The organism is Siccirubricoccus sp. G192, assembly GCF_019084075.1.
Lineage (GTDB): Bacteria > Pseudomonadota > Alphaproteobacteria > Acetobacterales > Acetobacteraceae > G192.
In genome coordinates this window covers 3635676-3649765 of record NZ_JAHREN010000001.1, presented here as the reverse complement: position 1 = coordinate 3649765, position 14090 = coordinate 3635676, and the positions used below count along the sequence as shown (strand labels likewise).

Annotated in this window: 14 protein-coding genes; 4 read left to right on the top strand and 10 right to left on the bottom strand. The window is 67.5% G+C overall.

The features are described 5' to 3' along the window. The 5 genes from tnpC to KSF81_RS17530 form a co-directional block, all read right to left on the bottom strand. Complete coding sequence (tnpC, locus tag KSF81_RS17550) at positions 1 to 1596, bottom strand: IS66 family transposase (RefSeq protein ID WP_217377502.1); 1596 nt, start codon at positions 1594 to 1596, stop codon at positions 1 to 3. A gap of 13 nt (positions 1597 to 1609) precedes the next feature. Beyond that, positions 1610 to 1966, bottom strand: a complete 357-nt coding sequence (gene tnpB, locus KSF81_RS17545; protein ID WP_217377503.1) for an IS66 family insertion sequence element accessory protein TnpB — start codon at positions 1964 to 1966, stop codon at positions 1610 to 1612. After that, positions 1963 to 2367 carry an IS66-like element accessory protein TnpA gene (gene tnpA / locus KSF81_RS17540; protein WP_217380080.1) on the bottom strand — a complete coding sequence of 135 codons (405 nt, stop codon included), beginning with the start codon at positions 2365 to 2367 and terminating at the stop codon, positions 1963 to 1965. The genes tnpB and tnpA overlap by 4 nt, the downstream gene beginning before the upstream one ends. After that, the gene (locus tag KSF81_RS32260; protein ID WP_375293335.1) at positions 2319 to 2990 is read right to left on the bottom strand and encodes a lytic transglycosylase domain-containing protein; all 672 of its coding nucleotides are present in this window, start codon (positions 2988 to 2990) and stop codon (positions 2319 to 2321) included. Before KSF81_RS32260 ends, tnpA begins: the two co-directional genes overlap by 49 nt. A gap of 122 nt (positions 2991 to 3112) precedes the next feature. Next, positions 3113 to 3406 carry a hypothetical protein gene (locus KSF81_RS17530; RefSeq protein WP_217380079.1) on the bottom strand — a complete coding sequence of 98 codons (294 nt, stop codon included), beginning with the start codon at positions 3404 to 3406 and terminating at the stop codon, positions 3113 to 3115. A gap of 181 nt (positions 3407 to 3587) precedes the next feature. Here KSF81_RS17530 and KSF81_RS17525 point away from each other — a divergent pair, with 181 nt between their 5' ends. After that, positions 3588 to 3800: a hypothetical protein gene (locus KSF81_RS17525; protein WP_217380077.1), complete on the top strand. Its 213-nt coding sequence runs from the start codon at positions 3588 to 3590 to the stop codon at positions 3798 to 3800. Between the two features lie 8 nt (positions 3801 to 3808). Here KSF81_RS17525 and KSF81_RS17520 read toward each other — a convergent pair whose 3' ends face one another. After that, positions 3809 to 5008, bottom strand: a complete 1200-nt coding sequence (locus tag KSF81_RS17520; protein WP_217379024.1) for an IS256 family transposase — start codon at positions 5006 to 5008, stop codon at positions 3809 to 3811. A gap of 275 nt (positions 5009 to 5283) precedes the next feature. On the opposite strand from KSF81_RS17520, the gene KSF81_RS17515 reads away from it, so the two are divergent. Then, on the top strand, positions 5284 to 6081 hold the full coding sequence (locus KSF81_RS17515) for a metallophosphoesterase (protein ID WP_217380076.1): 798 nt from the start codon (positions 5284 to 5286) through the stop codon (positions 6079 to 6081). A gap of 428 nt (positions 6082 to 6509) precedes the next feature. On the opposite strand, the gene KSF81_RS17510 is transcribed toward KSF81_RS17515, so the two are convergent. Further along, entirely contained in the window at positions 6510 to 8150 is a 1641-nt protein-coding gene (locus tag KSF81_RS17510) for a thiamine pyrophosphate-binding protein (protein WP_217380075.1), read from the bottom strand. A gap of 26 nt (positions 8151 to 8176) precedes the next feature. Next, the gene (locus tag KSF81_RS17505; protein WP_217380074.1) at positions 8177 to 8803 is read right to left on the bottom strand and encodes an SRPBCC family protein; all 627 of its coding nucleotides are present in this window, start codon (positions 8801 to 8803) and stop codon (positions 8177 to 8179) included. Between the two features lie 412 nt (positions 8804 to 9215). Between KSF81_RS17505 and KSF81_RS17500 the strand changes: the two genes are divergently transcribed. Both KSF81_RS17500 and KSF81_RS17495 read left to right on the top strand, forming a co-directional pair. Beyond that, a complete protein-coding gene (locus KSF81_RS17500) occupies positions 9216 to 10205 on the top strand; it encodes a tripartite tricarboxylate transporter substrate binding protein (protein ID WP_217380073.1) in 990 nt (329 codons plus the stop codon). A 215-nt stretch (positions 10206 to 10420) separates the two neighbouring features. Next, positions 10421 to 11242, top strand: a complete 822-nt coding sequence (locus KSF81_RS17495) for an amidohydrolase (RefSeq protein WP_217380072.1) — start codon at positions 10421 to 10423, stop codon at positions 11240 to 11242. 32 nt (positions 11243 to 11274) lie between these two features. Here KSF81_RS17495 and KSF81_RS17490 read toward each other — a convergent pair whose 3' ends face one another. Further along, positions 11275 to 12249 (bottom strand): tripartite tricarboxylate transporter substrate binding protein, encoded by a 975-nt coding sequence (locus tag KSF81_RS17490; protein ID WP_217380071.1) that lies wholly within the window; start codon positions 12247 to 12249, stop codon positions 11275 to 11277. A gap of 355 nt (positions 12250 to 12604) precedes the next feature. Then, on the bottom strand, positions 12605 to 13597 hold the full coding sequence (locus tag KSF81_RS17485; RefSeq protein ID WP_217380070.1) for a tripartite tricarboxylate transporter substrate binding protein: 993 nt from the start codon (positions 13595 to 13597) through the stop codon (positions 12605 to 12607). Between the last annotated feature and the right edge of the window lie 493 nt (positions 13598 to 14090).

The following is a 14090-nucleotide window of genomic DNA, read 5'->3' as shown; positions in this document are numbered from 1 at the left end:
TCAGCCGTTGTGGTTGGGCGCCCAGCACCACGGCATGAGCTCGTCGATGCGGCCGTTGGGCCAGCCGTTCACGAGGCGGGTCAGCACGTCAGTGAAGTAGCGCTGCGGGTCGACGCCGTTCAGCTTGCAGGTCTCGACCAGGGAGGCCACGGCCGCCCATCTTGCCCCGCCATCGTCGCCGGAGGCGAATAACGCGTTCTTTCGGCTGAGACAGATCGGCCGAATGGCGCGTTCCACGGTGTTGTTGTCGAGCTCGATCCTGCCGTCATCCAGGAACCGCACCAAGCCGTCGCGATGGTTCAGCGCGTAGCGGATGGCCCCCGCGGTGGGGCTGCCGCCGGGCAGGCGTGCCAGTTGCTCCGAGAGCCAGGCGAACAGCGCCTCGACGAGGGGACGGCTCTGTTCCTGCCGGCCCACTCGACGGAGGTCAGGTGGCTTGCCGCGCAGCTCCGTCTCGACCGCGTAGAGGGCAGCGATGCGCTTCAACGTCTCCTGGGCGATCGGCGCGGTCTTGCCCCTCGCCAGTTCGATGAATTCCCGCCGCACATGGCTCCAGCAGAATGCCAGCGTGATGCCGCCATCCGCCGCGGCCAGCGTTTTGTACGCACCGTAGCCGTCGCATTGTAGGATGCCCTGGTAGCCGGCCAGCAGTGCTTTTGCATGCTCGGCGCCGCGGCCCGGCGCGTAGTGGAACACCACCGCCGGTGGATCGGTGCCGCCCCAGGGCCGGTTATCGCGGGCGATTGCCCAGGCATAGCCCTTCTTCGTCTGACCGCGCCCTGGGTCGAGGACCGGCATGGTGGTCTCGTCGGCGAACAGCCGCAACGAGCCGAGCAGGATCTCGCGCATCCGCCGGACCACGGGGACGATCTCCGTCGCACCCGTGCCGGCCCAGTCGGCGAGCACCTCGCGGCCGATCTCGATCCCCTGCCGCGCCAGGATCTGCGACTGGCGATAAAGCGGCAGGTGGTCGGCGTAGCGGGAGACCAGCACATGCGCGACCGTTGCCTCGGTCGGCATGCCCCCCTCAATCAGGCGGGCCGGCGCGGGCTCCTGCATGACCACGCCGGGGCAGGCGCGACACGCCAGCTTCGGCCGCTTCGTCACGACGACGCGGAACTGGGCGGGGATCACGTCCAGCCGCCTGGCGGTGTCGCTGCCGATCTCGACCAGCGGGCCCTGGCAGCAGGGGCAGGTCGTCGCCTCCGGCGCCAGCACCTGCTCGACCCGTGGCAGATGCGCCGGCAGGCCGCCGCGGCCCTCGCGGCGACGCTTGGTCTGGTTATCGCGCAGCGTCGGAGACCGCTTGCCCGCCTCGGCCGCGTTGCCAGCCAGCGTCGCCTCGATCTCCTCGAACGCGAACAGCAACTGCTCCTCCGGGAGACGCTCGGACTTCGTGCCGAACTGACGGCGCTTGAGCTTCAGCAGCAGGTGCTGCAGGCGCTCATTCTGGCTCGCCAGTGCATCACGCTCGGCGGTAATGCTCCCAAGCTCGGTGCTGAGCGTGTCGCACCTCGCCAGCGTCTCGATCAGCAGCGCGCGCAGCGTCGCAGCATCCTCCGGCAGGCTCGGCGTGTCGTCATCCGCGGCGCGCATCGTGCCGCCGATTCTATGCAGGGACGCTCGGCGTGGGAATCTCCCGCGTGGCCTGGACGCGTCGCCAATCAATGCCGTCGAACAGCGCGGCGAACTCCACCGGCGTCAGGCGGACCACGCCGTCCACGATCACCGGCCAGCGGAACGTGGAGGCCTCCAGTTGCTTCCAGACGAGGACCAGGCCGCTGCCGTCCCAAAGCAGGATCTTGATCCGGTCGGCGCGCCGCGACCGGAACACCAGCACCGCGCCCGTAAAGGGATCGGCGCCCAGCACCTCGACGGCGAGCGCGGCCAAGCTGTGCGCGCCCTTGCGGAAGTCGACCGGCTTGGTGGCCAGCAGGATCCGCGCCCCGGCGGGCGGCGCGATCATGCCGCTGACGCTCGAATGGCCCGCAACACCGCCGTCAGCAGGTCGACGTCAGTGCCGGGCGTGACGCGCAGAACCGCGCCGGCCACCCCCACCTCGATTGATGGTGGCGCAGGCAATGGCAGAGCCGCCTCGGGCGCACGCACCGGCGTCTCCGCCACGACCGGCACGAAGCTCAGCGGCGCCACCGCCGCGCGCCGCATCTCCCGACGCCACGTGAACACCTGCTGCGAACTGACCTGCCAGCGTCGCGCCACATCGGCCACCACCGTGCCCGGCCGCAGCGTCTCCGCCACGATCCGCGCCTTGTCGTCCTCAGACCACTTCCGCCGTCGGCCAGGCCCGGTCAGAACCTCTACACGCCGATAGCCGCCGTCCTTCGCGTCATCGTTAATGTCGACCATAATGTCGGCCCGAAGCTCCATGCTCCACGCCGAACCAGCACATCTACCCACCCCGCAGGAAGACGGGCCTCGACGCCGCGCTTACGGTACGCCTCCACCCGCTCCGGCCCGGCGTTGTAAGCGGCCAGGAAATGCGGCGCGCCGAAGCGGTCGTACATCTCCCGGATGTAGGCCGCGCCGGCTAAGATGTTGTCGCGGGGCTCGTACGGGTCGTCGCCCAACCCGTGCCTGCGGCGCAAGGTGTCGTAGGTGCGCGGCATCACCTGCATCAGCCCCATAGCACCGGCCCGCGAGGTGATCAGCGACCCGTCGGCGGCGAACAGCCGGCCTCCGGACTCCTGGCGCATCACCTCGCGGATCCAGCGCTCCGGCACCGCATGGCGTGCTGCCGCCTCGCTGATGTACGGTCTCCAAGGGTCCTCTGGTCTGCCCGGCGCAGGGTAGGACCGAGCGGCATGGGCGCGGTAAGTGGCCGCGGCAGCGCGCGAGGCGGCGAGGTCGTAGCCGTAGTCGCCGTTGCCGTCGTAGCCACGCCGGCCGTCCCAGCCGGTGCCGTAGCCTCCTGGCCGGCCCGAACATGCCGACAACAGGACCAGGATGAGAACTGGACAGAGTACGCGCACCGCCTTGCTCCCCCCCAGCTGCCCCTGTCGCGCGCCCCGGAAGCACGGGTGTCCCGACGGGCTCGCGCGATTACCCCACGAGGGCAGGCGTCCGGTCCAGCGGATTCAGCGGCGCTCTCCGATCAGGTCGAGGGATGCCGATAGCGTCCGTTGGCGCATTGCCAGATCTCTACCGCGATCTCAACGACTGGCTGGCCCCGCAGGTCGAGCACGCGGCCGCGCAGGTGCGTCACGATGCCCTGCGCCTGCGCCTCCTCGCCGGTCACCCGGACCAGATCCGCATCGGTATCCCCCGACCAATCCACGGGATAGGAGAGGCCGGTCACCTGTCGCGGCGTGGCAGGCAGCGTCGCTGATTGGGCCTTGGCCCAGCGGGCCCTCACCATGGCTGACGAGGCGGCAGCGGCGACCGACACTCGCCAGCCGGTGGGTGGCGCGCTGATCCAGCCCAAGGGGAGGACCGTGACGGTTACCAGTCTCAGCCGACCGGCGCAGGGCCGCGACTGGTGCACGTTGGAACGAAACTTCGAAGCGCTAGAGGCAGGAACATGGGGCACAGGGCAGCCCGATGATACACGGCACGAGAAGGCTAGGGACTTGGCCGAGGATGCCCTTGGCGCGCTTGCAAAGGGGCGTGAGGCAGAGGCCGACCGGCTGATCGAGGAGGCGAAGAAGCTCGACGAGTCGTCCCTGGTGGAGGTGGTCGAGGACCTCGACGAGGATGCCGGCTCCGACCCAAACGCGGCCAAGAAGTCACCTGGGTCGTGTCCCCCGTCGTGGTGTAGGAGCGGTGCTCCTGGGCGGGCCTGATCGCCGCGTCAGGTTGTCACGGCAGGCAAGCTGACGACGGCAGTATCGCTGAGAGTGCCGATCGTCTCCAGGGTCATGTAGCGGGATCGTTGGGTTGCCCACTCATCGGATTGCTCGAGGAGGATGGCGCCGACCAGGCGAACGACGGCGGCGTCGTTTGGAAAGATGCCAACGACGTCGGTGCGCCGCTTGATCTCGCCGTTCAGCCTCTCGATTGGGTTGTTGCTGTGGATCTTGGCGCGGTGCTGCGGCGGGAAGTCCATGAAGGCCAGCACATCCTCCTCGGCGGCATCCATCAGGGCGGCGAGCTTCGGCACCTTGGGGCGGAGTTGGTCGGCGACGGTCCGCCATTGCGCATGCGCGGCAGGGGCGTCGGCTTCGGCAAAGGCGGTGCCGATCCAGGCCGAGACGATGCGGCGCTGGGTCTTCCCGGCATGGGCGGTGGCGTTGCGCATGAAATGCACCCGGCAGCGTTGCCAAGTGGCCCGCAGGACGCGGCTGACGGCCGCCTTTAGGCCTTCGTGGGCGTCGGAGACCACCAGCTTCACCCCGCGCAGGCCGCGACGCGACAAGCCGCGCAGGAAGTCGGTCCAGAAGGTCTCCGCCTCGGAGGCGCCGACCGCCATGCCGAGCACCTCGCGCCGCCCATCGCTGTTGACGCCCACCGCGACGGTGACGGCCACCGAGACCACGCGCCCGGCCTCGCGCACCTTCACGTAGGTGGCGTCGAGCCACAGGTAGGGCCAATCGCCCTCGATCGGCCGGGAGAGGAAATCCTGCACCCGGCCGTCGATCTCAGTGCACAGCCGGGACACCTGGCTCTTGCTGATCCCCTCCATGCCCATGGCGCGGACCAGGTCGTCGACCGAGCGGGTCGAGATGCCCTGGACGTAGGCTTCCTGGATCACCGCCGTCAGCGCCTTCTCCGCCGTCCTGCGGGGCTCCAGAAAGGCCGGGAAGTAAGTGCCCTTCCGGAGCTTGGGAATGCGCAGCTCGACTGTCCCCGCCCGGGTCTGCCAGTCGCGGTCCCGATAGCCGTTGCGCTGGTTCATCCGCTCGGCGCTGCGTTCGCCATGGGCGGCGCCGCATAGGCCATCGGTCTCCAACTCCATCAGCCTCTGGGCGGCAAAGCCGATCATCTCGCGGAGGAAGCTCGCATCAGAGCCCTTCTCCAGAAGCTCCCGAAGGGCAATCCTGTCGTCGGTCATCGTGGGTGTCCAAGGTTCGGGGTGTAGGTCTCGACAACCCAACCCTACCCAGGACCACCACGATGGCCGCCACCATTACGGTGGCGATCTCCTACACCACGCCCAGGGGCGCGACCTTCACCTGATTAAGCGCTGGGCGCTGCCGCGGTGGGTACCTCAGGACCGGCAGGCCACGGACCCGCGCCGGTCTGGCCCATGGCGGCAGCTTAGAGGTGCATGATTCGTGTCCGAACCGCCTCTGGCAGCCCCAGCCGCCAGGCAGACACCCACCACTGATGCGCACCGTCGCCTATATCTCCGACCTGCACTTTTGCCGCACTGACCCTGCCGTAGTGGAAGCACTCGCGGCCGAACTGAATGCCAACCCGCCCGAGCTCGTCGCGGTCAGCGGCGATCTCACCATGCGGGCCCGGTCACGGGAGTATCGCGCCGCCAGGGCCTTCTTCGACCGCCTCCACGCTCCGATCCTGGCCGTACCGGGCAATCACGACACTACCTCCTATTGGCTGCACGAGCGCTTCCTCGACCCGCTGGGTCGCTGGCGACGCTTCATCGCTGAGGAACCCGAGCCGCTCTGGACTGACAACGAGATCGCGGTGGTCGGCGTCAACACCGCCTCCCGGGCTGGTGCCTTCCTCGACTGGTCACAGGGCCGGGTTGGCCATAGCAGGCTCCGGCGCGCGGTCGAGCGGTTGCAGTCCCTCCCCGACCACCTGTTCCGCATCGTCGTTGCCCATCATCCCTTTCTGCCTCCAGAGTCCGCGCCGGAGACGCGCCTGGTTGGCCGGGCGGAGGCCGCGCTTACCGCCTTTGCGGGGCAAGGCGTGCGGCTGATTCTCTCTGGTCACCTGCACCTCGGCTACATTCGGGCTCGTGGTGCGGCGGCGGAGGCCATCACAGCGGGCGGTGCGGCGGGGGCGGGCGACGGCGAATTGCTGGTCGTGCAGGCCGCGACCGCCACCTCCACCCGGCTGCGTAGCGAGCCGAACGCATATAATCGGATCCGTGTTGAGGATGGGCGCGCCAGCGTTGAGGTCCGCGCTTGGGATGGGAACGGCTGGATCTCGGTCTGAGCCCGCTCTGAGATCTTGCTTGCCGAAGAAACCCGATGCGACCGGGCGACGGAGGACGGTTCGCCTCTGCCCCCCCAGCAGGCACCATTCTGCCTTTCTGATGCGGCACATCGGGTAGCGGCTACGGGCGCCTGGCTCTCTGGGCCGACCTGGCGCTTCTGCTGTAGCCCAGATCGCCTGCGCAACGGCCGCCCCGCGCCGAGCTCGGGCTCGGCGGGGCGGCTATCCCCAACGTATACAGCTTTCAGCGCGGACTTTGCTGTTCGGCCCGGTGCGTATGCCCTCTGGACTGCACGCCTTGGGCAGCCGCTTCGATTTCCGCTGAGCGCTGCGGCTCTATACGAAGCCGAAACATTCCCTTCCGGCTGGGCTCCGCCGTCCGCTGATCGGAGCGGAGTTCTGGCGTGCCAAGAGCCGGGCTATTGGGATCACGCCTCGCCGTAGTGGATGCGGCGATAGGGCCGGGATACCACGGTGTCGTCCGTGTGCACGTCCCAGAGCCCGGCGGAATTGGCCGCTAGGTGCTCGCGGAACATGCCGGCCATGCCACCGAGGCGGTTCACCGTAGCGCCGCGCACGCCGAAGCCATTGGCGACCCCGGCCAGGTCACCGCGGCCGTGAATCACCGTCTCCGGACTCAGCCCCCCAGCACGGAATTTGTGGATCTCGGCGCCATAGCCACCATCATTGATGATCGCCATCAGCAGGCGGACACCCTGACGGCGGATGGTTTCAAGCTCCTGGATATGCATCAGCAGGCTGCCATCGCCCTCGATCAGCAGCACCTTGCCTTCGCGGCGCGCCGCCGCAACGCCGATCGCCGCTGGCAGCCCATTGCCGATGGCGCCGAAATCGCTAACTACATGGTACCTCTCGGCCGGACGGCCGCGCATATGGGTCATGGCAATGCCGAAGTAGTGGCCGCCGCCGATCACCACATCCCAATCCTTCGGCACAGTGGCGTCGAGTTCAAGGATCGCCTTGCGCGGATCGACAGTGCCGGGCGCGATGGCGAATTCCTTGCGGTCCGGCTGGTCGGCGGCGATCTCCCTGGCAATTTCCGGGGTCCGGAAGCCGGTGCGTACCACGCCACGTGCCTTGAGCGCGGCGGTGACCGCCTCGGCCCCTGCGCGGGCGTCGGCGCGGATATGCATATCCGCAGTGCGCAGTCCCTGCCACAAGCCGCGCGGGTTGATGTCGATCTGCACGGTCTGCGCCCCCGGGTACAGGTACCCGCTCTCGGTCGTATAGGAGCCGAGCCCGACGCCGATGCCGATCACCAGGTCCGCCTCGGCGAAGCGTTCCCGTGCAAAGTCGCTGGAATAGGCACCGGCGATATCGAGCGCGTAGGGGTTGCCCTCGAACATGCCCTTGCCGAGCAGCGACGTCGCCAGCAGCGCACCGGAAGCCTCGGCCAGCGCCGCGATCGCCGCGTGCGCGCCGGAGAGCTTGGCGCCGCGGCCGGCGATAATGATGGGCCTCTCGGCTTCCGCAATCATCCCGGCGAGGCGGTCCACCAGCGCGGGATCGGGTGCGGGCCGCTGCGGCGTCGGCAGCACATCGCTGGATGGCGTGTAGTCCGCCATGTGTGGATAGGGCTGCTTCTGCAGGTCCATTGGCACGCTGAGCACCACGGGCCGGCTCTCGAGCACGGCAATCTGGAAGGCTTCGCGTACGTTCTCGAGCGCCCGGTCGATGCTGCGGACCGGAATGTAGTGAGCGCCTGTGCCGAGCGCGAGCGGCGCCATGTCGATCTGCTGGATGTAAAAGGACGCGGCCATGGGGGAATCACCGGCGAAGACGACCAGCGGCACATTGGCTCGTGCAGCGATGGTCAGCGCCGTCATGATCTGGGTGAAGCCTGGGCCGCAGGTGGTGGAAGCGACGCCAACCTTGCCGGTGGCGCGGGCGTAGCCATCCGCCATGGCGACCGCACAGTGCTCGTGTCTGGCGTGGATCACCTGCATGTCGGGCAAGCGCGACATCGCCTCCGACCAGTACATGTTGGCATCCCCCATTAGGGTAAACAGCACCTCACAGCCCTCAGCCGCGAAGGCCTTGGCGAGCATGTCCGAGACTTTCAACGTCGACATCGTCAGCGTTCTCCCTTGATGCTGAAAAGGCTGCGCAGCCAGGATCTGAAGGCCTGCCACAGCAGGCGGATGGCGCTGATCTCAGGCGCGGCAGAAGGCGGCAACGGAGGCGGCGGCGCGGTGGCGTCCGGCGCTGTGGCGCCCGGCTCCGGCGCGGGCGTCTCGGCCGCCGGTGCGTCGGCATGCTGATCTTCGATCAGCTGCGCTATATTGGCGGAAAACTCTGCCAACAGCGCGCGGGCCAGGTGCACGCCGCCGGCATTGGCAAATGTCTCAAGCGGTCCGGTGATGGTGAAGCCGCCCGACACCGTGAGCAGCGTAGCGCCGGCGTCTTCCGCCGCCACGATGGTGCCGGACGACAGCGCGCGGGAAGCCCCACGCTGGTCGATACCGCGGCCTTCAATGGTGCAGCGATGCGCCTCGTGGTCGAACGCCAGCGTTGCCTCGCCGCGGAACACCGCCGCAGTCGGGCCGAATCGCACTCGGATGGAACCCCGCCAGATGCCATCGCCCTGGTCAGGTGCCAACTGCGCTCCCGGGATGCAGCCTGCGACCGTCGCGGGGTCGCTGAGCAGCGGCCAGACCTCTGCCAGTGGTGATGGGATGCGGGTCTGCTCAGTGATTTCCATCTTTCTTCCGTCGCTGGACGTCGGGCACCAGCCTGCGCAGTGCATCGCGCTGACGCAAGGGTGGGTGCCCGCACGCTATTCTGAAGTGACGGCCGGTTCGGCGAGATTATTGATTCGGTCCTCATAGTCGTGAGTGTCATCCCGGCGGCCCAGAAGGAGCGACGGCGGCAGTGGTCGGACTTTGCGAAGCTGTCCATCTATGACACCTCCCGGCTGCCGACATCTTCTGTCTGGTCGCCGGCGGCGGCCGGTACTGTCACGAGGATAGGCTTCCGAACGACCTGCGAGCATACTTCCGAGCGGCCTTTGCCGGACTCTAGCTTCATTGTAGAGGATTGGGCGGCATTTCGAGAATTGCCCATGACCGACCAGACGCCCCACATAGCCGCCAGCGCGCGGGAGAGAGGATAAGATGGGCGAAACCCGACGCGGTTTTCTGTGGGCAGCGGCTGCCGCTCCCCTTGCGAGCATACTACCTGGAGCGCAGGCACTTGCTGCATGGCCAGAGCGCCCGCTCCGCCTTGTCGTGCCCTACCCGCCTGGCGGCGGCACCGATGCCTTCGGCCGCCGCGTCGCCATCCGCCTCGGCCAGGAACTGGGCCAGCCCGTGGTGGTGGAGAACAAGACCGGCGCTGCTGGCGCCGTGGGCATGCTGGAGGTGCTGCGCGCACGCCCGGACGGATACTCGATGGTGTTCGGCGGTGCCTCGACCCACGCACTCTACCCGCTGATCTTCTCCAAGCCGCAATACGATCCGGTGGAGGATTTCGTGCCGGTGGCGCTGGTTGGCGCCAACACCGTTTGCTTCATGGCCCGCAATGGAGTGGCGACCGATCTTCCGGGCTTGCTCGCCGAGGCTCGACGTCTGCCGGGCCAGCTACGCTTCGGCTCCCCCGGCGCCGGCACTTTCGTGCATCTAGCGGGGGAGTACCTGCTTCACGCCGCCGGCGGGGTGGAGATGCTGCATGTGCCGTATCGCGGTAACGGTCCCGCGATGGTGGATCTGCTGGCGGGCAACATCGACGCGGTGGCAGACACCATCGTGAGCGGCCTGCAGCATCACCAGGAGGGTAGGGTACGGATGCTCGCGGTGGCGTCGCTGCGCCGCTCGCCGCTAGCGCCGGATGTGCCGACCGTGGCTGAGGTGCTGGGCCTGCCAGATTTCGAGACCTCCTTGTGGAGCCTGTTGGCTGTGCGACGAGATACGCCGGCGCCCCTGGTCGCCGCGCTGCACGCGGCGGCGCGGAAGGCATTAGAGGCAACGGATTTCCAGGCCGAATTGCGCACCGCGGGGATCGAGCCGGCGGCGGTGATGTCTCCCGAGGAGGTGGGAGCCTACGTCCGGGCCGAGCAGGCGAAGTGGCGACCCATTGTGGAGGCGACGGGCGTGCGCATGGAATAGGGCTTGCGGCGTCGTTGGTGCTGGCAGACACGTTGGTCACGCCCATGGATATCTGTGCCCGCCGGGAGGAAAGTTGGTGGCGTGCCGTCGGCCTACCGTAAGCCGGAACTCGGTGCTCGGCTCGTTGCCACAGGCGGAGCCTGCCGACTTGTAAGCCAAGTCTCGTAAACGAAGCCGCGCCTCCGCTGGCTCCGCTTTGCCGGAAGGAACTCTCCATGAAGATCGTCGACGCGCAGATCCACATCTGGTCGAGCGGCAGCCCCTCAGGGCTGCATCGAAAGGTGTCGTCCTTCACGGCCGAGGAGGCGCTGAAAGAGATGGATGAAGCGGGTGTCGATGCAGCCCTGATCCACCCGCCGGGAAGCTGGGACCCCAACTCGAATGCCCTGGCGGTGGAAGCGGCAAGGAAATACCCAGACCGCTTCGCAGTGATGGGACAGTTCCCGCCCGACCAGCCGGAGAACCGCAAGCTGATCCATGGCTGGAAGAACCAGCCTGGCATGATGGGTCTGCGCTGGGCGCTGCTGTCGCCCGCAGAGCAGGTCTGGCTGCGGGATGGCACGCTCGATTGGCTGTGGCCCGCCGCCGAGCGCGAGGGCCTGCCCATCGCAACCATGGGCGGGCTGTTCCTGCCGGAGTTCCGCAAGATCGCCGAGGCGCATCCCCATTTGAAGCTGATCCTCGACCATTGCGGGCTGGTGCGTACCGGGCAGGATGCGGCGGCATTCGCCAGGCTCGATGAACTGGTGGCACTGGCGAAGCTGCCCAATGTCGCCGTCAAGGCGACCGGCGCGCCCCATTATTCAACGGAGCCCTACCCATACCGGAACCTGCATGGTGGTTTGCAGCGGATCTTCGACGCCTTCGGCCCGCATCGTTTCTTCTGGGGCACTGACGTCACCCGCATGCCCTGCAGCTACCGGCAATGCGTCACCTTCTTCACCGAGGAGCTGTCGTGGCTCACCGGCCGCGACCTTGAGATGGTGATGGGCCGTGGGCTATGTGAGTGGATTGGCTGGAACCTCAGCTTCGACTGAGGCCCAGGAGCGCAGGCCCGGCGCGGTTGTCATCACTCGGCGCGAATGTTGTTCGCCTCGATGACGGCTTTCCACCTGGCGCGGTCACTCATGATTGTGCGCCGGATATCCTCGATGCTGCCGCCCCGCGGCTGATAGCCCAGCGACACGAGGCGGTCCGCAACCCCCTGGTCCTTGACGATCCTGTTGATCTCGAGATTCAAGCGCTCGACGATCTCCTGCGGTGTGGCGCCAGGGGCGGCGATGCCGAACCAGTTGTCGGCGCGGAACTCGGGCAGGCCGGCGTCGGCGATGGTCGGCACGCCTGGCAGCACCGGCGAAGGCGGCGTGCTGGTGAAGGCTATGGCACGGACAGCGCCGGAGCGGATGTGCGGCAGGATTTCGGCGAGGTTGCCGAACATCATATCGATCCGGCCGGCGATGATCTCGGCGATCGCCGGCGGCCCGCCACGGAAGGGCACGTGAAGCATCCTGATACCGGCCATGTGCGTGAATTGCGCTGCCCACAGCTGGTACGAGCTTCCGACACCCGACGAGCCATAGGTCAGCTGGTCCGGGTTCGCCTTTGCGTAATCGATGATGTCCCGCACGGTCCGGAAGGAGGTCCTGTTCGATACGTAGAGCAGGTTGTCGAGGCCCGCGATCACTACAACCGGCGCCAGATCCTTGTCGGGATCAAAGGTGAGCGTAACGCCTGGAAGCACCGGTGCCGTGGCGGCCATGCTCATGGTGTAGAGCAGGATGGTGTGGCCATCGGGCCGCGCCGAGGCGACTGACGCCGCGGCGATCAGGCCATTGGCGCCGGTACGATTATCGACCGCCACCTGCTGGCTGAGTGCGTCGCTCAGCTTCCCCGCAACCAGGCGGGCCAGGATATCGGCGCCGCCGCCGGGCGGAAATCCGTTGACCAGCATGATCGGCTGGGTGGGCCACCGTTGCGCAGCAGCCGGTAGGATGCTTATGCAGAACGCCGCAACGACGGCGGCGATACTCGGCAGGCGTTTCATCCCGTTTCCCTTTTACTGACGGATGCCACAGGCTCCGCGGTTACAGCCAGACCGGGGGTATGGTGCCGGAACGAGGAAGCCGGGCCAAGCTGGCCGGAGGCTGCCAAATGCAAGCCCCAGGTGACTGAGGCTACGAGCCTCCTCGAGGCTTGGATTTGCGACGCTGAGCCGGGGACTTCGTAGAGAGGATAGCGTTGGTACTCGGCGATCCAATCACAGGGTGCTGCCGCCCTGCTCGCCATCGACGTTGTCCACCTTCAGCATCTTTGGCCGTGCCCGGTGGCGTCCCAGCCGGCCGAGCCCGCTCCGGCAACGATGAAGTCGGAGCTGTCCTGACTGGGTATGCGCCGCGGTCCTACTGCATCTCGATGCCTGCAGCCTTGATGGCCGCGGCGTTACGCTCGATGTCGGCGGCGATGCGCTCGCGGAAGCGCACGGGGTCCAGCACGAAGATGTCGCCTTGCGCCAGCAGCGGCGGGCGCGCCGTAGGCGATTCCGCCGCCGCCTTCATCATGGTGAACAGGCGCTGCACCAGTTCGGGTGGTGTGTTGGCTGGTGCGACCAATCCGTTCCAGAAAACAGCGGTGAAGTCCGGGTAGCCGGCTTCCTTGACCATTGGCACCTCCGGCAACTCGCGCCAACGGGTCTCACCCGTAGTGGCCAAGGCCGCAAAGGTGCCGGCCTGGATCAGCGGTCCGCCCGTGGTGGGGGTGTCCAGGAGCACGTCCACCTCACCGGCTACCATCGCGTTGGTCGCCACCGATGAGCCGCGGTAGGGCACATGCAGCATCTGCACACCGGCAAGCGCCAGTAGCTGCTCCATATGCAGGTGCTGCAGGTTTCCCACGCCGGCCGAGGCATAGGTGACCCGCCCCGGCTGCCGCTGTGCCAGTGCGATCAGATCCTGCAGTGTGCGCACGCCCTGGGTGCGCGGATTGCGCGGGTTGATCACCAGGATGAAGGGGCTGATGGTGATCGTGGCGATGGGCAGCAGATCACGCAGCGGGTGGTAGCGCGTGTCGCGGTAGAGCAGGTGGTTCACGGTCATGGTGCTGGTGTTGCTGACCAGCAGGGTGTGCCCGTCCGTCGCCGCAGCGACGTGTGCGGCGCCGAGGGAGCCGTTGGCGCCAGTGCGGTTCTCCACCACCATGGGCTGGGGCAGGCGGGTGCGGAAATCCTCGGCCAGGATGCGGGCACAGATGTCGGTGGAGCCGCCGGCAGGATAACCCACAATCAGGCGCACCGGGCGGTTTGGCCAGGCAGCCGCGTCGGTCTGCGCCAGCCCGGGCCTCGCAAGCGCAACAAGTGCCGCGGCGCCCAGAGCGCGTCGGCCAAGGAGTATCTGCATGGACGACCCTTTCCTCCCGTGGCGCTCACGCAGAGGTGGCGCCGTCGGCAATCAGACCAGCTTCGTCGCCAGCCGTCCAGGCGAGCGCTGTCAGAGTTCTGTGCAATGCTCCGCCTCCGCGGATAACCCTCGTCCGGGCGGTCAATCCGATCTATGGGGCGGGTGCCTTCTGCCGCGCCTGCACTCCCCGTCGGTGAGTCCGGTCCCTGCGCAGCGGGGCTCGCGTGCAGCGCCGCACTTGCCCTACGACGTCGTTGTAGGGGGGCATTGAGGACTGGGCGAGTGCGCTGAAGGGCACTGCACCCTGCACGACCTGCGTAGGGACGCTCGGGGGCAGGCCAGACGATCGGCGAGCCAAGCTGAGCCGATTCTTCGCTGGCGCAGGGATGCCTTCGATGCTCGGCGACGAGTACCGAGGCGCCAGGGAAGCATAGCGCGTTGATCATGGCGGCATCGAGAAACTAGTTACCAGTTCGATATCTACTGCCCCGAC

Excerpts from the sequence above, each read along its gene's own strand:
- tnpC (WP_217377502.1), bottom strand. The coding sequence starts at position 1,596 with ATGCGCGCCGCGGATGACGACACGCCGAGCCTGCCGGAGGATGCTGCG.
- tnpB (WP_217377503.1), bottom strand. The coding sequence starts at position 1,966 with ATGATCGCGCCGCCCGCCGGGGCGCGGATCCTGCTGGCCACCAAGCCG.
- tnpA (WP_217380080.1), bottom strand. The coding sequence starts at position 2,367 with ATGGTCGACATTAACGATGACGCGAAGGACGGCGGCTATCGGCGTGTA.
- KSF81_RS17520 (WP_217379024.1), bottom strand. The coding sequence starts at position 5,008 with ATGACCGACGACAGGATTGCCCTTCGGGAGCTTCTGGAGAAGGGCTCT.
- KSF81_RS17515 (WP_217380076.1), top strand. The coding sequence starts at position 5,284 with ATGCGCACCGTCGCCTATATCTCCGACCTGCACTTTTGCCGCACTGAC.
- KSF81_RS17510 (WP_217380075.1), bottom strand. The coding sequence starts at position 8,150 with ATGCTCGCCAAGGCCTTCGCGGCTGAGGGCTGTGAGGTGCTGTTTACC.
- KSF81_RS17505 (WP_217380074.1), bottom strand. The coding sequence starts at position 8,803 with ATGGAAATCACTGAGCAGACCCGCATCCCATCACCACTGGCAGAGGTC.
- KSF81_RS17500 (WP_217380073.1), top strand. The coding sequence starts at position 9,216 with ATGGGCGAAACCCGACGCGGTTTTCTGTGGGCAGCGGCTGCCGCTCCC.
- KSF81_RS17495 (WP_217380072.1), top strand. The coding sequence starts at position 10,421 with ATGAAGATCGTCGACGCGCAGATCCACATCTGGTCGAGCGGCAGCCCC.
- KSF81_RS17490 (WP_217380071.1), bottom strand. The coding sequence starts at position 12,249 with ATGAAACGCCTGCCGAGTATCGCCGCCGTCGTTGCGGCGTTCTGCATA.
- KSF81_RS17485 (WP_217380070.1), bottom strand. The coding sequence starts at position 13,597 with ATGCAGATACTCCTTGGCCGACGCGCTCTGGGCGCCGCGGCACTTGTT.